Origin of the sequence: Bradyrhizobium sp. dw_411 (assembly GCF_018449695.1) — a bacterium.
In the GTDB taxonomy this organism is placed as follows: Bacteria; Pseudomonadota; Alphaproteobacteria; order Rhizobiales; family Xanthobacteraceae; genus Bradyrhizobium.
The window spans coordinates 1-18,480 of the sequence record NZ_JAAVUY010000022.1 but is presented as its reverse complement, the minus strand read 5'-3'; the positions used below and the strand labels follow the sequence as shown (position 1 = coordinate 18,480).

Below are 18,480 nucleotides of genomic sequence, written 5' to 3'. Positions count from 1 at the left end.
CGGAGCTATTGCCCCGCCGTTTTTTGTTTGCCGGTCTCGGCATCGAGTCCGACGGTCCGGCCCGGAAAACCCGCGACGTCGAAATAGCGTTGCGACAGCACGCGCTGGTACTTCACGACGGTGCGCAGACCGTTGGCCGCGGGCTTGGAGACGATGGTGGCGTCGGCGGATTTTGGGATGATGCCGTTGGGCAGGGCTTCCGACATCACGCGCCCGGTCAGTCCGCCAGCGTTAGCGGGATGCAGGCCCATCAGTTCAGCGATGGTCATGCCGACATCGGCATTGTTGACGGGCAGGGGATCGGCGTATCCGGCCTTGAAGTCCGGGCCGATGGCCGCCGTGAAATTCAGGGTGTCGCCACGCCCGAAACTGCCATGCATGCCCTGGCCCTGACGCAGCACCGTATCGGCGATCTCGACCGAACAGTTGGTCGGTTCGTCGCAGCCGGACACATAGGAGCGGAAATTGACCACGATGGTCGGGTTCGGCGTCACGGCTTTGCCCTTGAGGCCGATCTGCGACATCGGCAGTGTGCCCGGAAAGCGCCCGAACCTGTCATCGACAAACAAGCCGCTGACGTAATCCTGTTCCAGGAGCGCCTTGATGGTGCGATCCGCCAATTTCTTGTCGCGGTTGGGCAGATAGATCAGGTCCGATCCGCCGTTGGTGGCGACCACGAGATCAGGCTTTGCGGGGTCTTTGCCCAAGAGGCCGTTGCCGGCCTTGGGGTGGGCGTTCGCCGGCACCGGCGCGTTCTTGTCATTGGGGTCGAACAGCGGCAGGTCGAGCGCCTTCGCCAGATCCAGCGCCAGGAAACCCATCGGGAGGAAATCCTTCGGGGTGTCGTCATAGGCGGCCTTCGCCGAAGGGCTGGTCTTGCTCTCTTTCGAGATGGTCGAGAAGCCGTGATCCGAGGAGATGATGATGTTGGTCGAGGCGGTGAGGCCGAGATCGTCGAGCGCCTTGCGCAGTTGTGCCAGATTGTTGTCGGCGTTCTTGATGCCGGCCAGCGAAGTCGGGCCATTGATTCCAGGCGTGATCGTGTTGAGGCTATCGCCGGTATTGTGCTGGCTGCCGTCGGGATCGCGCGACCAGAACACCAGCACGAACGGCTTGTTGCGCGCCTTGAACATCGGCAGCACCACCTTGGTGGTCACGTCGGTGAACCATGCTTGCTGGGCTGTATTGGGCGTCAGGGTGCCCGGCGTCTTGGCGTCGCCGGCCTTGCTGTTGTCGCCGCGCGGCGGTGTGGCGAGCGGCAAACCGGCCTTGGTCAGGGCGGCTTTTATTTCTTCTGACAACGGCATGCCATTCTTGGTGCCGGTGGCATCGTCGATCACGATCGAGTGCAGGCCTTCGGCGCCGATCTTATCGGTATGGTCGAAAATCAGGGTGGGCCCAAGCTTGCCAAGTGCCGCGGTGCTGTAACCCTTGGCGCGCGCCATTTTCAGTACGGTTTCCTCGTTCAGATAGTCGCCGCCGAAATGTTCATCGGCATCCAAAATGACCGGATCGACCTCAAGGAACGGCGTGACAGAGCCGTCGGCGGGTCCCACCGGATATCCCGTATAGATGGTGTTGGAGAAATCGCCGGTGTCGCCGAGATAATGACCGGTGGCTAGCGCCGACGCATTGGCGGTGGTGAAGGTCGGAAACAGCGAGTGTGAATTGCGGAAATTGACGCCCTTGTCGCGGACCTCGGCCATTGCAGGTGCGGTCTCATTGGTCACGATCTTCCCGCGCAGTCCGTCCGGCACGAACAGAATCAGATTATGCGGCGTATTTTGCGCGAATGCTGCGCCGGCGGACAGCAGGACGAGGCCAGCGGACAGCATCACAACCGAACGGCGCATATGAATCTCCCCCAGGAATCGGATGGTCGGCGTGACAGCCGTGCCGTCTCTTTAGTTTTGCCGCATGACAGAATTGTTACATCCGCGGATGCACGGGTGCGCGACAGTTATAGGCCTTGCGGAAGCCGGCGGCATGGGCGTCGTCTTCCGAGCAAAACCAGCGATCCGGCTTCGTGATTGCCGGATAGGAGCGGCAAGCCTGCAGGTGATAGATGCCGACATTGCCGGTGAAGCGGGCACGCACGGCAAATTTGCCCTTGATGTTGCAGCCTGAGGGCATTGCGGTCTCCTCGGGGAATAGCACCCCGCGGATTTCACGGTCCTTGTCGGCACGGCACGATCCGCCCAGCAGCGCACCGTCCTTTCGTCCACCTCGGAATTCGTGCGGCGCGACAAAGCAGCCCTTCCAGAGGCCCCGGCGATTATCTTTGGCGCCAGTTTCGTCGTCCTTGAAGCGGCCCTTTGCGGAGGGCTCCAGGTCCAGCGCGAAGCCCTGGCGGACAATCGACTGGTTCAGGCTGACGGTTTCACCCTCGACGGTGCAAAGGCCGACATGCCGCTTCTTGTAGGTGGCGTCCACACCGAGATCCTCACAATGGACCTCGCGCCCGCCGATCAGCTTGGCCAGTTGATCGCGCGCTTCGACGCCGCAGGTCCAACTGTCGGCATGGTCATCGATGCAGAGCTGATCGAAGGCCGGCGCGTCGACGCCATCGAGCCGGTAGGTTACGCCCGCCAGATCAAGCGAGCCGCCGTCCCGCACGGTCGGGCTCGCAGCCGAGCCCGGGCTGACCGGGAACATCGCCAGTAAAACGGCGGAGAGAACTGCCCGGATCAGGATAGACCGACGCATCATCGATGGTGCTGTTCTTGTGAGAAAAGAGAAGCGTGACCGTCTTTATTGCCTATCAGATATCGGGCAAATGCTTCCAGCATTATTGTCCTTTGCAGGCCGCCCGCCGCAGAAAAATCACGTTGAGTTCGCGCCATTATCGTTGGGGCGCTTCATGATGGTAACCTCGCGGACGCCATCGAGCTCCTTCAATTTCGCCGGATAGCTTGCGATATCCTGCGACGAGACCTTGCTCAGCAGGATCACCAGATCGTCGGTCCCTTCAGGATTTCGGCTTTCGACCAGGAAGCGTTTGACCTGGCCGATTCGAAGATCGAGCGCGCTTCGCAGCAATTCTGGCGTCAGGCTCCCATTGTCGACTTCGATTTTGAGCATGCAGCTTTGATTGCGGGCGCGATAGGCTTCTTCCAGCGGCTTGATGCCGGCGAGAATGATCAGGATGATCACGGTGGACGAGCTGGCGGCGAGATAGAGCCCGCCTCCGACCGCCAACCCGACCGCGGCAACCGTCCAGATGCTGGCGGCCGTGGTCAGACCCTTGACGATCTCGCCGCGGGCGAGGATCGCGCCGGCGCCGAGGAATCCAATGCCGGAGACCACCTGGGCTGCAATTCGCGAGGGATCGAGAACGACATTCTGCTGGGTCAGGATGTTGGAGAATCCGTATTGCGAGACGATCATGATCAGGCACGATCCGACGCATACCAGCATATGCGTCCTGATCCCGGCGGCCCATAGCAGGCGCTCGCGCTCGAACCCGATCAGGCTGCCAAGCGCGGCCGCGACGACCAGTCGAATGAGCATCTCCGTATTGGACATCATTGCCTCCGGCACCCCAAACATGACCCCATACTCAATCGTGGCGTCAAGATATGTTCCACTGCCGCACGGCCTGCTGCAAGATCGCATGGGATAATCCCGATCCGCACCGTCCTTTTGCGACGCAAAATCCTGTATGAGGGGCCACGCAACGGGCAGGATCAGGATGAACACAATCTATTTCGACCTCGATGGAACGCTGACGGATCCGAAACCCGGAATTACCCGCTCGATCCAGTATGCGCTCGGCAAGCTCGGTCGCGCCGTTCCAACCGAGGATGAATTGACCTGGTGCATCGGGCCGCCGCTGCGCGCCAGCCTGAAAGAGCTGGTCGGGACCGACGAATTGGCGGACGCGGCGCTGTTGCTGTACCGGGAACGGTTCGGCGACATCGGCCTGTACGAAAATGAAGTCTATCCCGGCATCGAAGAGACGTTGTCGGTGCTCGCCAAATCGGGCCGGCGCATGTTCGTGGCGACCAGCAAGGCCGTTGTCTATGCCGAGCGCATTATCGATCATTTCAAATTGCGCGGGTATTTCGAGCGCGTCTTTGGTTCTGAACTCGACGGCACGCGGGCCGACAAGACCGATTTGCTGGGCTATGCGCTCAAGACCACGGGCGTCGATCCCACGCAAGCCATGATGATCGGTGACAGAAAATTCGACATGATCGGAGCCAGAAACAACGGCATGACCGCGGTTGGCGTGCTCTACGGTTACGGCACAAAAGATGAATTGCTGGCCGGAGGCGCTCAGCATGTTTGTGCTGCACCGCGGGGATTGCTTGACCACGCATCTTAGAGTTGGCGCGCTGGCACACCCGATGCCAAAGCCGGTCAGGGATGCAATAACCTGGAAACGACTTGGAAACGCGGATTTTGCTCAAAACAGGCCGTTGCCATCAGCTGTTTTTGCTGTACGACGCAATTGTTACCTCCGGCCCCGCATGCCAGATTGCGGGGGCGGATCCCGCCCCTTTAGGTCGCTGTAAAGTCGGTAAGCAAGCCAGCCCATGTTCAAACGAATTCTGATCGCAAATCGCGGCGAGATCGCCTGCCGGATCATCAAGACTGCCCGCCGCATGGGGATCGAGACGGTCGCGGTCTATTCCGAAGCCGACCGCGATGCGCTCCATGTCGAAATGGCCGACCATGCGGTTCTGATCGGACCGCCGGCCGCGGCCGAGAGCTATTTGTTGATCGACAAGATCATCGAGGCCTGCCGCAAGACCGGCGCCGAAGCGGTGCATCCCGGCTACGGGTTTCTCAGCGAGCGTGAAGCCTTTCCGCGCGCGCTGGCCGAGGCTGATATCGTCTTCATCGGGCCCAATCCCGGCGCGATCGCCGCGATGGGCGACAAGATCGAATCCAAGAAGGCCGCCGCCAACGCCAAGGTCTCGACCGTGCCGGGGCATCTCGGCGTCATCGAAGACGACAAGCACGCTGTCAAGATCGCCGACGAAATCGGCTATCCCGTGATGATCAAGGCTTCCGCCGGTGGCGGTGGCAAGGGCATGCGGATCGCGCATTCGACCTCCGAAGTCGCCGAAGGATTTTCGCTGGCCAAGGCCGAAGCCAAATCGTCATTCGGCGACGATCGGGTCTTCATCGAGAAATTCATTGTCGATCCCCGCCACATCGAAATTCAGGTGCTCGGCGACAAGCACGGCAATGTCATCTATCTCGGCGAACGCGAATGTTCGATCCAGCGCCGCAATCAGAAGGTGATCGAGGAAGCACCGTCGCCGCTGCTTGACGAGACCACGCGGCGCAAGATGGGTGAGCAGGCGGTCGCGCTCGCGAAAGCCGTGAACTACGATTCCGCCGGCACCGTCGAATTCGTCGCCGGCCAGGACAAGAGCTTCTACTTCCTGGAGATGAATACGCGGCTGCAGGTCGAGCATCCCGTGACCGAATTGATCACCGGTATCGATCTGGTCGAACAGATGATCCGGGTCGCGGCCGGCGAGAAGCTCAAGCTGGCGCAGAAGGACGTCACGCTGACCGGATGGGCGGTGGAATCGCGGGTCTATGCCGAAGACCCGTTCCGCAACTTCCTGCCTTCGATCGGGCGGTTGGTGAAATACCGTCCGCCGGTCGAGAGCCGCGTCGACGGCATCACCGTGCGCAACGACACCGGCGTGCAGGAGGGCGGCGAGATCTCGATCTATTACGATCCGATGATCGCCAAGCTCGTGACCCATGCGCCGTCGCGCGCCGCGGCGATCGAGGCGCAATCGACCGCGCTCGATTCCTTCTACATCGACGGCATCCGCCACAACATTCCGTTTCTCTCGGCGCTGATGGATCATCCGCGCTGGCGCGAGGGCAATTTGTCCACCGGCTTTATCGCCGAGGAATTTCCAGGTGGATTTGCCGTTCGCGTGCCGGAAGGCGAGATCGCGCGGCGGCTGGCGGCGGTGGCCGCGGCGATCGACCATGTGCTGGGCGAGCGCAAGCGGCAGATTTCCGGCCAGATGATCGGCCGTCCGGTAAAGCGCGAGCAGCGCCGCGCGGTGTGGCTGGAGCGCAACGAGATCGCGCTCGATATCGCGCGCGAGGCCGATGGCATCGTGGTGCATTTCATCGACGCTGACGGAAAGCAGGGTCATCCGCACACCCTGGTCTCACCATGGGCGCCCGGCGACGCGGTCTGGCAGGGCACCCTCGATGGTCATCCGGTGGCCATGCAGGTGCGCCCGATCGCCAACGGTTTTCGGCTCGCGCATCAGGGATATGAGGTCGCCGTTCACGTCTTTACCGACGTCGAGGCCGCGGCCGCGCGCCTGATGCCGGTCACGACGGCGGCCGACACCGGTAAGAAATTGCTGTGCCCGATGCCGGGGCTCGTGGTGTCGATCGCGGTCAGCGAAGGCCAGGAGGTCAAGGCCGGCGAAACGCTCGCGGTGATCGAGGCGATGAAGATGCAGAACGTGCTGCGCGCCGAACGCGACGGCACGGTCAAGAAAATTCACGCGACCGCCGGCGCGACGCTGGCGGTGGACGCGCTGATACTTGAATTTGCTTAAGCTCCGTCATTCCGGGATGGTCCGAAGGACCAGACCCGGAATCTCGAGATTCTCCGATGTGCAATTGCACATCGTAGCTCGATGCTGACGCATCGCCCCGGAATGACTGAAGAACCCTTGAAGAGATTTACCCCATGACATTCCAAAAACGCCGCGAAGCCCTGCGTTCGACCCTCTCCGGGGCAGTCTGCATACGTCCAGGCTCGGTCTATGACGCGATTTCGATCCGCATCGCCGAGGATATCGGCTTCGAAGTAGGCATGTTCGGGGGATCGGTGGCGTCGCTGGCGGTGCTCGGCGATCCCGATATTGCGCTGATCACGCTGACGGAACTGGCCGAGCAAATGCGCCGGATGTCGCGCGCGGCCGCCTTGCCGGTACTGGTCGATGCCGACCATGGCTATGGCAATGCAATGAATGTCCGCCGCACCGTGCAGGAGCTGGAGACCGCGGGCGCCGCCGGCCTCACCATCGAGGACACGCTGCTGCCGCAGGCTTACGGACAGGCGAAACCGCAACTGATCTCGCTGGAAGAAGGTGTCGGCAAGATGAAGGGCGCGCTCGACGGACGCGGCGATCCGTCGCTGGTGATCGTGGCGCGCACCGGGGCTGCGTCGATCACTTCGCTCGAGGACACCATCGTGCGGGCGAAAGCCTATGAGGCCACGGGCGTCGATGCATTGTTCTTCACTGGCATTAAAGCGAAAAGCGAATTGGAGGCGATTGCTGCCGCCACGACGCTGCCGATCGTACTTGGTGGCGCACCTGAAGCGATGAACGACCCGGATTATCTCAGGGGTTTGCGCGTGCGGATCGCGTTGCAGGGGCATGCGCCGATCGCTGCGGCGACGCAGGCGGTCTACGAGACGCTCAAAGCGCTGCGTGAGGGATTGCCGCCAAAGGAGCTTAAAGGTCTGGCGTCATCGGAACTGACCAACAAGGTCACACGCGAGGCTGAAGTGAAAGCGCGGCTTGCGCAGCTTCTCGGGCTTTGACTTGAGATGAGCGGCACGATCCGTCGGGTCGAGATCCGGGGCAGGGTGCAAGGCGTCGGTTACCGCGCCTGGGTCGAGCATCAGGCGAGGAAGCACGGCGTTGAGGGATGGGTGCGTAACCGGCGGGACGGCAGTGTCGAAGCGCTGTTTTGTGGACCGGAGGATGTTGTCGCTGACTTGGTCACGTCATGCCGGCATGGGCCGTCATCGGCGCGGGTGGATGACGTGATCGAAGAGACTGCGGGCGCCGATACGCTGGGCTTGCGGTACCCGGGCGAACGATTTTCGGTGCTGTCGACGATATAAATTCAAAAGTACAACGGGAGGCGACTGTCATGGCGACGTTCAGAGGGATATTGACGGGCGCGGCGGTCGCGTTCGCGCTGTTATCGGGCGCTTCGCCGATATCGGCGCAAATGCCATCTGCTTCGCTTCCCGGCGTCGATCCTGCGTTGCTCGAAGATATCGTGATCGGTAGCCGCGTGCTGGCAGACTTCGGCGTGCTCGACGGTTTCGGCCATGTCAGCGCGCGCCATCCGACCAATCCCAATCATTTTCTGATGGCGCGGTCGCTGGCGCCCGCACTGGTCACCGCCGACGACATCATGGAATTCGATCTCGACGGCAATGCCGTGGACGCGCGGGGGCGCTCTGTCTTTCTGGAACGTTTCATTCACAGCGAAATCTACAAGGCGCGGCCGGACGTGATGTCTGTGGTTCACACCCATTCCGCCGGCGTCATTCCTTTCTCGGTAACCAAAGTCCCGTTGAAGGCAATGTTTCATAATCCGTCCTTCCTCGCAGTTGGCGTGCCGGTGTGGGATATTCGCAAGGATTTCGGCGAAACCAGCATGCTGGTCAGCGATGCCGCGCTCGGCAAATCGCTCGCTGAGACGCTCGGTGACAAGCCGGTGGTTTTGATGCGCGGCCATGGCGACGTGACCGTCGGGCCGTCGGTCAAGATGGCCGTGTTCCGCGCCTATTATACCGACGTCAACGCCAAGCTGCAGGCCCAGGCGATGGCGCTCGGCGGCGAGGTCAATTATCTGACGCCAGGCGAAGGCGTGAAGGCCGACAAGACCAATTTCATCGTGATCGACCGCATCTGGGGCGTGTGGAAGATGCGCGTTCTGCCGACGCTTTCGAAATAGCTCCAGCGGATTTCGTTGTGGTTGCGAAGGGGACGATTCGCAGTCAGCTCTGCTGATGGCGCAATGCTGACGTCTGCGTGTTCTCGGGGAACATCGATGGACCGTGTGGGTTTCCTTCTCGTCATCAACAAAGGAAACGACCATGAAACTTTCAACGATTGCATTGGCGGGAGCGCTGGCACTCTCGAGCACCTTCGCACTGGCCCAGAGCAGCGGCGGGGCGGCGGGCGGCGGTGTGTCCGGCGGGACATCCGGCGCAGGCAGTTCAGTGGCGCCGAGCACCGGTTCATCCACGACTGGAAGTTCGATGGGCAACGCACCCGGCTCGACGGTCGGCCGTACCACGGGTTCCAACACAAATGTTAATCCGTCCGGTAATACGCTGCAGCCGAGCGGCTCTCCCAGCGGATCGACGTTGACCCCGACCGGCCCAGGTTCCGGCCTCAGCAAATAAGCGACGCGTCAGCAATAACGAAAAGCCCCGCCTTCGCGCGGGGCTTTTTGTATGGCGGTCTGGAGAGACTTGGTGGTGCGGCGCGTAAGCTTCAGATCGTTTCCGGCACGGGCTGCTTCACCGCGCCAAACACATCCTCGAAAGCCCGGCGGAGCGCCACGTCCACATCTGCTGTGGTGACGGGATGGCCGAGATCGACAAGGCTGGTGACGCCGTAGCGGGGGTCTGCGACGCCGCAGGGCACGATCGCGTCGAAATGGCTGAGATCCGGTTCCACATTGATCGCGATGCCGTGGAAGGAGACCCAGCGCCGCAGCCGCACCCCGATTGCAGCGATCTTGTCCTCGAAACCTTGCCCCTTGTCCGGCCTCGCGACCCAGACCCCGACGCGATCCTCGCGGCGTTCGCCCCGTACATTGAACGCCGCCAATGTCTGAATGATCCATTGCTCAAGGCCGGCGACATAGGCCCGCACATCGGGCCGTCTTCGTTTGAGGTCGAGCATGACATAGGCCACGCGCTGGCCCGGCCCGTGATAGGTGAGCTGGCCGCCGCGGCCAGTGTCGAAGATCGGGAAGCGGGGGTCGAGCAGGTCCTGGGCTTTGCCGCTGGTGCCGGAGGTATAGAGCGGGGGGTGCTCCAGCAGCCAGACCAGTTCAGGCGCCCGGCCGGCCGCGATATCGGCAACGCGTGCCTCCATGGCCGCGACGGCCTCCAGATAGGGCAAGGGGGCGTCGGCGATCAGCCACTCGACAGGAGCGCCGCCCGGAGGGGCCGCAAAGGTCGTCAAATCAAGGCTTTCTCGGTCATTAACCATTGGCTAACCATAACGTGGTGATGTCTGACCACGCAATTTTGCGGTTGTCTGTCAGTTCGGGTCCCCAGTGCCAACCCTCGATAAAGTCAGCGTGAACCTCATGGTGGTCCTCGGGACCACGACGATGCCGATTCATCAGGTAATGCGTCTGAGCCGGGGCGCCATCATCGAACTGGATGCCACCGAGGCGGACGAGGTCAAGATCCTCGCCAACAACCTGCCGATCGCCAGCGGCGTGGTGCTGGTCGATCGCAACCGGATCGCGGTCGAAGTCAAGCAAATGCTGCCAAAATCGCCGGGCAGCCGCTAGATCCATGCCCCGGATGCGGCCTTGTTCTATCCCCGAAACACTGTGCTCGCGGGCCTTGTCCCCCCATCCCTGATTTGTTACATCGGCGCCGTTGATCCGGTCCGGCGGCAATCCCGGTGCCGATCTCTCTAGCGCTCGTGGCGGAATTGGTAGACGCGCTGCCTTGAGGTGGCAGTGAGTAAAATCGTGGGGGTTCGAGTCCCTCCGAGCGCACCATAAACCCAGCTTTGGCACTGAAATCGCTAAGATTTTTTCCCAAAATTACTACGCAAAGTTACTACTCTGTTCTCACCATTCGTTGCGACTTTGTTCGCATCGGGCAGGGGCAGAACATCACTCATATTCTGGCTCTGATCGAACGTCACGATCTTGTCCATGCCGCTGGCGCCAAGCTTTTCCCGGTTCGCCTGCGCGATGTAATGCGCCGGCATCTTCGGGTCGGTCCAGCCGAACATCGCCCTCATCTGACTCTCGGTGCAGTCAGCGTAAGCGGCGACCTCGGCGCGCGCCTTGCGGACCCCATGGCAGCTTTTCTTGGTCTCGTTGACACCGGCCAGAACAGCGTACTTCTTGAATTTCGCCGCCCAGGACTTCTTGCTCACCGAGGAAGAGAAACAAAAACTCAGTCATTAGGTGCACCGCAGCTAGCGCGTGCGGACAAGGCGCGAAACGGGCGGTTCATTCGACACATACATTTTTCTGAAGCCGTGATTGCAGAATCCAGCCAATCATGGATCAACGCAGTATCGCTGCCCCGAGAAATGCTGCGCCTGATGCTCCGTGCAGCGTACGCCGTGGAAGGATCCGCAGGCGGCCGCCGATTTGCATACCATCCTCACGCGCTGCAACGTCGGCGAAGTGCCACCGCTGGAGATGCTGCAACCGCTCAACCTGCACTTCTCACTGAACCTCAAGAATAGCGGCTGCTGGCCTGCTATGAGACGTTGGTTGACTTCGGCGTTCGGTCATCTGTTTTGTTACGTGGCAGGAAAGTCTGCGTTCAGGCTGGTTGCCCTCCAGAGTTCGACCTCCTGAATCATCGAGCGCAGTTGGGCTTCAACATTTTCCAAACCCGCGCGGCCGAGCACCAGATGCGATGGAGGCGCGGGTGATTGCACCGCTTCGATGACAGCCTCGGCGGCGCGCACCGGATCGCCCGCCTGCTGGCCGCTGTATCCCGCGGTTTCTCTGCGCCGTGAGCCGGCTGTCTGCTCGTAATCGCCGATGAAGTTGGCCGACTGTTTGAGAGATCGGCCGGCCCAATCGGTTCGGAACGGGCCGGGCTCGACAACCAGCACGCGGATTCCGAGTGGCTCTACTTCCCTGGCAAGCGACTGCGACAGACCTTCGACCGCGAATTTCGTCGCGGCATAATAGCCGGAGCCTGCAAAGCCGACGATTCCGCCGACGGATGCGATGTTGATGATCTGTCCATGGCGTCGCGCCCGCATTCCCGGCAGAACTGCGCGCACCATCGCGGCAAGGCCAAAGAAGTTGGTTTCGAACATGGCGCGGATGTCCTTATCCTCACCTTCCTCGACGGCGGCGAGATAGCCATAGCCGGCATTGTTGACGAGCACGTCGATACGGCCGAACGCGCGTTTGGCCTCGCTGACGGCCTGCTTGATCTGGTCCGCGTTCGTCACATCCAATGCGATCGCGATCGCTCTGTCTTCATGTCCGGCGATTATATCGCTCAGCTTGTTTGGATCGCGAGCTGTTGCGACGACCCGAAACCCGTGTGCCAGCGCGGCACGGGCGAATTCACGGCCGAAGCCGGTCGAGCAGCCGGTCACAAACCAGACCGGCGAGTCATTGGTGGTCGTTGCCATGGATCGATCTCCTTCGATGTGGGACGGCTATCGAACGGAACGCGCTCGAAGCCGTCACGACTGGTTTAATTTCCGGGAAAATGCTGGCGCGCACAGGATCGCACGCGCGCCATGTGTTGCTCGACGATTTCCTTCGCAAGTTGGGGCGCCACCTGATCGAAATGCAGATGCTCCATCAGTTCGAACCCTGCCGCACGAAGAATGTGCGTATCCTGCAAGACCTGAACGGCGTTCCAGTTGCCGCTTTTGACCAGAAGTGGCAACGGGGCTCCCGAGATCGTGATAAGAACAGCTTTCTTTCCGCCGAGAAGCCCACGCACGTTGCCGTCGTGAGATTCGTAGGCGAAGCCGCGCGCGAAGACGCGGTCGATATAGCCTTTCATCATTGCAGGCATCGATAGCCACCACAGCGGATAGATGAGGGTCAAAACATCTGCCGCGCGAATGGCGTCCTGCGCCTGTGCCACATCCGTGCTGACAGGATGATCCGCATCGACGGGCCACAGTTCGCGGGCTGGCAGGACCGGATCAAATCCCATGCGGTACAGATCGTATGTCTGCTGGCTGTGCCCGAGCCGCTCCAGTTCCGCAGCGTAGCTGCGCGCCAGTCCCATCGTGAAGCTGTCTTTGGCGGGATGGGCAACGACAATGAGATGCTTCATGGGACAAACTCTCCTATTGACGGGTTTCAGCCAATCCAGCGGATTTCAGGTTCGCGGCGCGGAACAGGAGGCGGCTGGGCCTTCGCATAGCCGACGATGATCGGCGCAATTGCAACCGAGGTGACCGGCAGGCCGAGCAGGGCCTTTCCTTCCGGTGTATTCAAAAAGCTCTGCGCAAAACCGACCCAGCAGGTACCGAGTCCGGCGGCGTAGGCTGTGAGCATCAGATTTTCGGCAGCCAGCGCACAGTCTTCGGCGATCCAGGGCCCCGGTTCTTTGGCTGAGATCAGGATCAGTGTGGGGGCGTGATAGAAGATATGGAAGTCCGGATCGCCAAGCATGGATCTGGCATGTTCGGCGTGAGAATCTGATGCCATTGTCGCAAGCATGTGCGACTTGGCTTCGCGTGCGATCCGGTCCAGCTTGTCCCGGTTACGGACGACCGTGAATGTCCATGGCTGCTGATTGAAGGCGCTTGGCGCAAGAATCGCGGCGTCGATCACGTTACGGATCAATTGTTCGTCAACAGCCTTGGACGTATAGTCACGCACCGCACGACGGCCGCTGATTGCTTCGTCGATCTCCATGGCCGTGCTTTCCAGAGGTTGCTATCTCTGGAAAAATAGACTTCCGATCAATAGCGCGCGTTGATCCCGATCAAGCCGAAGATTGTCGATCATGATCTGCTCTCTCAAATGAAATGCGGGAGAGGGACATGCGCTTGCAGGGTAAGGTTGCCATCATTACCGGAGCGGGCACCGGCATCGGCGAAGCCATTGCGCACAAGTTCGCGCGTGAAGGTGCGCGGCTGGTCCTGAGCGGACTTCCCGCCGATCCTGTCCGCGATGTGACCGAAGCCATCAAAGGCGCAGGAGGACAGGCGGTGCCTTATCTCGGCGATCTTGCCGAGGAGCAGCATGCGCGTGCCTGCGTCGAACTCGCTTTGGACAATTTCGGCTCGCTCGATGTGCTTGTGAGCAACGCCGGCATCTTCATCGCCAGTGCGGAGACAGACGCCTATCGTATCGAGGATTTCGACCGCACCATCAGGAACAACATTCGCACGGCGTTCCTGATGACCAAGTTCGCCCTGCCGCACCTTCGCAAGAGCCGGGGGAACATCGTCTACACCGGCTCAGAGGCCGGGATGAATGGTTCACCGATGTTTACGCCTTATGGCGGGAGCAAGGCGTTCCTTCATGCCTTCATGAAAGGCGTCGCCTTGGAACAGGCGCCCTATGGCGTGCGCGCCAATTGCGTCTGCCCCGGCGCCATCGACACAGCCTGGACCAGAGGCACCGACAGTCCGATCGATCCGGCGGCGCAGGCGACGATTGGCGCCATGATTCCGCTCGGTCGTCGCGGCACGCCGGAGGAGATTGCCAATATCTTCGCGTTTCTTGCCTCCGACGAAGCAAGTTATGTGACCGGCGCGTTATGGCTGGCCGATGGTGGCATCACCCCAGCCAAGAACGATATTGGCACCCGGGTGCCCGATGCGTTGCGGCGCGAGCCGAAGGGCGTGCTCAACCTGAAGCATTCGCATGACGGGCTCCATGGCAAGGACGTCTATCGCGCGCCGCCAGTTCTCGTTCCATAATCGCAGGCTTGTCGGTGGCGGGCATAAGTCAGCCGACGGGATTCGTGCCGTGAGCCTGCAAACCGCGACGGACTAGCGAGGCCCATCCGTCCTCCGCGGTCTCGGCGAACTCGAAGAGATGAAGGTCGTCTGCCGTAATCATGCCTTCCTCGACGAGAGCCCCGAAGTTGATGATCCTGCGCCAGTAGCTCTCGCCGAACAACACAATGGGTGCTGGCGGCGCCTTATGTGTCTGCTGCAGCGTCAGCAGTTCAAACATCTCGTCCAGGGTGCCGAAACCGCCAGGGAAAATAGCCAAAGCATTCGCGCGCATGGCGAGGTGCATCTTTCGCATCGCGAAGTAGTGGAAGCGAAAGCTGAGTTCTGGTGTGATGTAGGGGTTTGGCACTTGTTCATGCGGTAGGGTGATGTTGAAGCCGATACTCGGCGCACCAACATCGAAAGCGCCGCGGTTGGCTGCCTCCATGATGCCGGGGCCGCCGCCTGTGGCAATCACATTGTCGCGCCATCGGTTCTTGGGAGCGAAGGCGCCGCCATGCTGTGAAGCAATGCGGCCGAACTCGCGCGCAATCCGGTAAAACTCGGACCGCTGCCGCAGTTTCCCAGCCAAGGCCTTTTCGGATTCGCTATTCGCGGCTTCGATGGCGGCGGCAGCTTGCTCCGGAGCGGGCACGCGCGCGCCGCCATCGCGCGCGACGAAATGCGTGTTGATTGCCGGCCAGAAAATTCTTCGACGGCGGCGGATCATGGCTCCCGATCATTGAGGTCGAGGCTGTCGGATTTCTTCCTCATATTGGCGGGGCAGGGCCGTGGCATTATCGAAAACCTGATCATTACGAGTCTTGGTCTGCACCCTCGCTGATTCGAAGCTTTATTGTCCGAAGCCTTACTGGCGAACGATGCTGTTACGCATTCTGCGAGCCTTCGCTTCAATATCGGCGACATCGATCATCCCCGTGCCGTGCGAATCCGCTCCCATGCGCGCCGATTGTTTGCCTGGTGGGATATTTCGGTTCGTCCGAGCGCCATGGCATCGAGCTCCCACATCTCCCGCGTCACGCGGCGCATCACCTTCATGAGAGTTCGTCGCGCCCTCTCGCGAATGGTGGCGACTTAGGCCGAGTTGAATTCAAACCGACACATGCCCGTCATTGACACTACCTATCTGTCCCTGCGCACGACCACACACACTCTCTCTCTCTGGGGAAAAGATGACAAAATTTAAAACTGTTTTGCTGTCCACGGCGGCGATCCTCGTTGTCGGAGCTACGATCGCTGTGACCGGTCCGGTCGCCGTCGCTAAAGACAAGAACAACACCGTCACCGACGCCGTCAACGCGTTGCCGACGAAGACGCCGATCAAGCACCTCGTCGTCATCTTCAACGAGAACCGGTCCTTTGACCATTATTTCGGAACCTATCCGAACGCCTTGAATCCCGAAGGCGAGCCGGTTTTCGAGCCGGCCAAGAATACGCAGCGGGACATCAACAATTTTCTGTCGAATACGACGCTGCTAACCAACAATCCCAACCTGAACCCGCTCAACAACGTAGCGGCCACCTCAAGCTCCCTCGCTTCAGTCGCTTCGAACCCGTTCCGTCTTGACCGCACCCAGGCCAACACCGCCGACCAGAGCCACAGCTATGGGTCCGAGCAAAAGGCATATGACGGCGGCAAGAACGATCTCTTCCCGCTCGATGTAGGCTCGGGCAGCGCCGGCGGCGCCAGCGCCTTCGGCACCAAGGCTCAGGTGATGGGCTATTTCGACGGCAACACCGTCACCGCGTTCTGGAATTACGCCCAGAATTACGCAATGAGCGACAACGCCTGGACCGATACTTTCGGTCCGTCGACGCCGGGAGCGCTCCACATGTTCTCGGGCCAGACCAATGGCGCGGTGGCTCCTCCGGGCTTCGGCGCGAGCGGCCTCGCGGACGGCCAGGGCGGCCGAACGCAGAACGGCGATACCGATCCCGCCTTTGACGTGTGCTCCAGCACGACGTCGCGGGTCCAGATGACCTCCCTGAACATCGGCGACCTGCTGAACGAGGCGAACATTCCGTGGGGTTCGTTCGTCGGCGGTTTCAACCTGCAAACCGTGAACAATAACGGCTCGACCGGGTGTGTCGGCGTGAATAGCCAACTCCAGCCGGCGCCCGGCACTTTAGGCCGCACCTCGGCCAGCCAGGTGATTGGCGGGCTTGGCGTCGCCATCCCCGACTACGTCCCGCATCACATCTGGTTCCAGTACTACCAGTCGACCTCCAACCCGAACCATCTCCCTCCGGATTCCGTCGCTTCGATCGGCCTGACCAATATCCCAGGCAAGAACAAGGTCGACCCGGCCAACCATGCCTACGATCTGAACCAGTTCGAGGCGGCGGTTGGACAGGGTAACTTCCCGGCGGTTTCCCTCATCAAGATGGCGACCTTCCAGGACGCTCACCCTGGCAACTCCGACCCGCTCGATGAACAGACGGGAGTTGTCAATCTGATCAACTTCCTTCAGCAGCAGCCGGACTGGGATTCGACTGCGGTGATCATCAGCTATGACGACTCGGACGGCTGGTACGACCACGCCTTCGCCCCGACGACGCATCCCTCGTTCTCGACGTCCGATGCATTGAACGGCCCGAATACGTGCGGCGTCATCGGCACTACTGAACCCACCGGCGTCAATGGTCTGCCTGTCGCTGGTCGCTGCGGTCCGGGCACACGTATACCCTTCCTGGTGATCTCGCCCTACGCCAAATCGAACTACGTCGGCCACGTCCAGATCTCCCAGTCCTCGATCCCGCAGTTCATTGAGGACAACTGGCTGAACGGCAAGCGTCTCGGCGGTGGCTCCTTCGATGCTACCACCGGCTCGATCATCGACATGTTCAACTTCAACAAGGCGAACACGAAGACGCTCATCCTCGATCCGACCTTCGGTACTGTCGATACCAAGTCGAAATCGAAGTCCTAAAAGCGAGTGACGTGAACCGCCGCACATTCGTGTGCTTCATCGGCGCCGGCCTTTTGGCCGGCGCCGTCTTGCTGCCGGACCGAAGGTTTGCCTGTCGGCTGTGAGTTCAGTGGCCTTCAGAAATTGCTTGAAAAGCACCTTTGCGACAGCGTAACCTGTTGAAATTCTTCGGAGTGCTGCGCTGCCTTGGAAATAACCGCCTGCAGCCCGAAGCCCCCAAGTTACGGTTGGCTGCCAAATCCTTCACAATTCTCTGGCGGATTCTATCCCTGCTCTGACGAATGCCGGGTTGTGGTGCAGTGGATGCCCCGTCGTCCTGGCAAAGATTCGATGTTGCAGGTTGAATTCCCAAATCGCTTAAAGCTAGAAGAGGCCTCGCCAGGGGGCGGCGTGCGTGCAATAGCAACGCCGTGGCCGGCGTGGTGCAATTTCCGTTGGCGGCAATCGGCATTCGATGCGAAACGGGCAATCGTTGCCGCGCTGTAACAGCGCAGGTGTATCGACCGATCTGGGAATGAGGCCGGCCAGCCCGGTTTGATGGCAGCGATCCCATTGGGTTTCCGGGGTTGCGTTCGACCAAGATTTTCAAGCTTACAGTGGATGTGGGGACACACGCATGAAGTTTCTGAGCTACCTCTATCGTTTCTTCTCCAACTTCGTGTTCCTGGCGCTGGTCTATTATGCCCTCAACGTCATGGAGAGATATCAGCAACGCGCGGTCGTTGCGATTCTCGTGCTGGTCTATGCCGGGATGCGTGCCGCGTCGGCGCTGCGTTCGTTTTATTTCTTCCAGCGCATCGAGCGGCTTGAAGTGGAGGCTCGGCGTTTGTCGGGCCTTGCGGGGGAGGGGCCCGCCGCGGCATCCCAGCGCAGGGCCATCGTGACCGAGGTCTCGGGACTGCGTTCGGCCGGTGAAATGAAGTCCTATATCGACCTGCTGTTCCTCGCGATGGTCGTGCTGTTGTGCATCACCAAGATCGTGACGAACTGAAGCGTTTTCGAGCGAAGTGGATACCGGTTCGCGTGAAGAAAACGCGTCAAAATAAGGCTCTAATTGTGGAGCCTCAACAGGTTGTCCTCGGACTGGCCGAGTCTGCTGATTGGTGTTTGGGATTTTATGCCTCCGTGCGGCCGAT

Annotated in this window: 19 protein-coding genes and 1 tRNA gene; 11 read left to right on the top strand and 9 right to left on the bottom strand. The window is 60.6% G+C overall.

Going from position 1 to position 18,480, the window contains the following annotated elements; all coding sequences use genetic code 11:
• Positions 1-5 precede the first annotated feature (5 nt).
• The 3 genes from HB676_RS29070 to HB676_RS29060 all read right to left on the bottom strand — a co-directional run bounded on the left by HB676_RS29070 (position 6) and on the right by HB676_RS29060 (position 3,528).
• A complete protein-coding gene (locus tag HB676_RS29070; RefSeq protein ID WP_213741932.1) occupies positions 6-1,853 on the bottom strand; it encodes an alkaline phosphatase family protein in 1,848 nt (615 codons plus the stop codon).
• A 76-nt stretch (positions 1,854-1,929) separates the two neighbouring features.
• Positions 1,930-2,655: a thermonuclease family protein gene (locus HB676_RS29065; RefSeq protein WP_249780526.1), complete on the bottom strand. Its 726-nt coding sequence runs from the start codon at positions 2,653-2,655 to the stop codon at positions 1,930-1,932.
• 168 nt (positions 2,656-2,823) lie between these two features.
• A complete protein-coding gene (locus HB676_RS29060) occupies positions 2,824-3,528 on the bottom strand; it encodes an MgtC/SapB family protein (protein ID WP_213741930.1) in 705 nt (234 codons plus the stop codon).
• A 163-nt stretch (positions 3,529-3,691) separates the two neighbouring features.
• On the opposite strand from HB676_RS29060, the gene HB676_RS29055 reads away from it, so the two are divergent.
• The 6 genes from HB676_RS29055 (at position 3,692) to HB676_RS29030 (ending at position 9,154) form a co-directional block, all read left to right on the top strand.
• Entirely contained in the window at positions 3,692-4,327 is a 636-nt protein-coding gene (locus tag HB676_RS29055) for an HAD family hydrolase (protein ID WP_213741929.1), read from the top strand.
• Between the two features lie 211 nt (positions 4,328-4,538).
• Positions 4,539-6,554 carry an acetyl/propionyl/methylcrotonyl-CoA carboxylase subunit alpha gene (locus HB676_RS29050; RefSeq protein ID WP_213741928.1) on the top strand — a complete coding sequence of 672 codons (2,016 nt, stop codon included), beginning with the start codon at positions 4,539-4,541 and terminating at the stop codon, positions 6,552-6,554.
• A gap of 134 nt (positions 6,555-6,688) precedes the next feature.
• A complete protein-coding gene (locus tag HB676_RS29045) occupies positions 6,689-7,549 on the top strand; it encodes an isocitrate lyase/PEP mutase family protein (RefSeq protein ID WP_213741927.1) in 861 nt (286 codons plus the stop codon).
• Between the two features lie 6 nt (positions 7,550-7,555).
• Positions 7,556-7,855, top strand: coding sequence for an acylphosphatase (locus tag HB676_RS29040; protein WP_213741926.1), 300 nt, complete (start codon positions 7,556-7,558; stop codon positions 7,853-7,855).
• A 29-nt stretch (positions 7,856-7,884) separates the two neighbouring features.
• Positions 7,885-8,700, top strand: a complete 816-nt coding sequence (locus HB676_RS29035; RefSeq protein WP_218625886.1) for a class II aldolase/adducin family protein — start codon at positions 7,885-7,887, stop codon at positions 8,698-8,700.
• Between the two features lie 142 nt (positions 8,701-8,842).
• Entirely contained in the window at positions 8,843-9,154 is a 312-nt protein-coding gene (locus HB676_RS29030; protein WP_213741925.1) for a hypothetical protein, read from the top strand.
• A gap of 91 nt (positions 9,155-9,245) precedes the next feature.
• On the opposite strand, the gene lipB is transcribed toward HB676_RS29030, so the two are convergent.
• Positions 9,246-9,971: a lipoyl(octanoyl) transferase LipB gene (lipB, locus tag HB676_RS29025; protein WP_213741924.1), complete on the bottom strand. Its 726-nt coding sequence runs from the start codon at positions 9,969-9,971 to the stop codon at positions 9,246-9,248.
• A 67-nt stretch (positions 9,972-10,038) separates the two neighbouring features.
• Here lipB and HB676_RS29020 point away from each other — a divergent pair, with 67 nt between their 5' ends.
• Together HB676_RS29020 and HB676_RS29015 are read left to right on the top strand one after the other, a co-directional pair.
• Positions 10,039-10,281 carry a FliM/FliN family flagellar motor switch protein gene (locus HB676_RS29020; protein WP_213741923.1) on the top strand — a complete coding sequence of 81 codons (243 nt, stop codon included), beginning with the start codon at positions 10,039-10,041 and terminating at the stop codon, positions 10,279-10,281.
• A gap of 131 nt (positions 10,282-10,412) precedes the next feature.
• Positions 10,413-10,497: transfer RNA gene (locus HB676_RS29015), tRNA-Leu, on the top strand.
• A 26-nt stretch (positions 10,498-10,523) separates the two neighbouring features.
• On the opposite strand, the gene HB676_RS29010 is transcribed toward HB676_RS29015, so the two are convergent.
• The 4 genes from HB676_RS29010 to HB676_RS28995 all read right to left on the bottom strand — a co-directional run bounded on the left by HB676_RS29010 (position 10,524) and on the right by HB676_RS28995 (position 13,362).
• Positions 10,524-10,883: a hypothetical protein gene (locus HB676_RS29010; protein ID WP_213741922.1), complete on the bottom strand. Its 360-nt coding sequence runs from the start codon at positions 10,881-10,883 to the stop codon at positions 10,524-10,526.
• 375 nt (positions 10,884-11,258) lie between these two features.
• A complete protein-coding gene (locus HB676_RS29005) occupies positions 11,259-12,113 on the bottom strand; it encodes an oxidoreductase (protein WP_213741921.1) in 855 nt (284 codons plus the stop codon).
• A gap of 65 nt (positions 12,114-12,178) precedes the next feature.
• Complete coding sequence (locus tag HB676_RS29000) at positions 12,179-12,775, bottom strand: NAD(P)H-dependent oxidoreductase (protein ID WP_213741920.1); 597 nt, start codon at positions 12,773-12,775, stop codon at positions 12,179-12,181.
• Between the two features lie 26 nt (positions 12,776-12,801).
• Complete coding sequence (locus HB676_RS28995; RefSeq protein ID WP_213741919.1) at positions 12,802-13,362, bottom strand: nitroreductase; 561 nt, start codon at positions 13,360-13,362, stop codon at positions 12,802-12,804.
• Positions 13,363-13,490: 128 nt separating this feature from the next.
• Between HB676_RS28995 and HB676_RS28990 the strand changes: the two genes are divergently transcribed.
• Entirely contained in the window at positions 13,491-14,375 is an 885-nt protein-coding gene (locus HB676_RS28990) for an SDR family NAD(P)-dependent oxidoreductase (RefSeq protein ID WP_213741918.1), read from the top strand.
• Positions 14,376-14,403: 28 nt separating this feature from the next.
• On the opposite strand, the gene HB676_RS28985 is transcribed toward HB676_RS28990, so the two are convergent.
• Entirely contained in the window at positions 14,404-15,123 is a 720-nt protein-coding gene (locus tag HB676_RS28985) for an LOG family protein (RefSeq protein ID WP_213741917.1), read from the bottom strand.
• A gap of 463 nt (positions 15,124-15,586) precedes the next feature.
• Here HB676_RS28985 and HB676_RS28980 point away from each other — a divergent pair, with 463 nt between their 5' ends.
• Entirely contained in the window at positions 15,587-17,344 is a 1,758-nt protein-coding gene (locus tag HB676_RS28980) for an alkaline phosphatase family protein (RefSeq protein ID WP_213741916.1), read from the top strand.
• A gap of 616 nt (positions 17,345-17,960) precedes the next feature.
• On the top strand, positions 17,961-18,335 hold the full coding sequence (locus HB676_RS28975) for a hypothetical protein (RefSeq protein ID WP_213741915.1): 375 nt from the start codon (positions 17,961-17,963) through the stop codon (positions 18,333-18,335).
• The last annotated feature ends 145 nt before the right edge of the window (positions 18,336-18,480 follow it).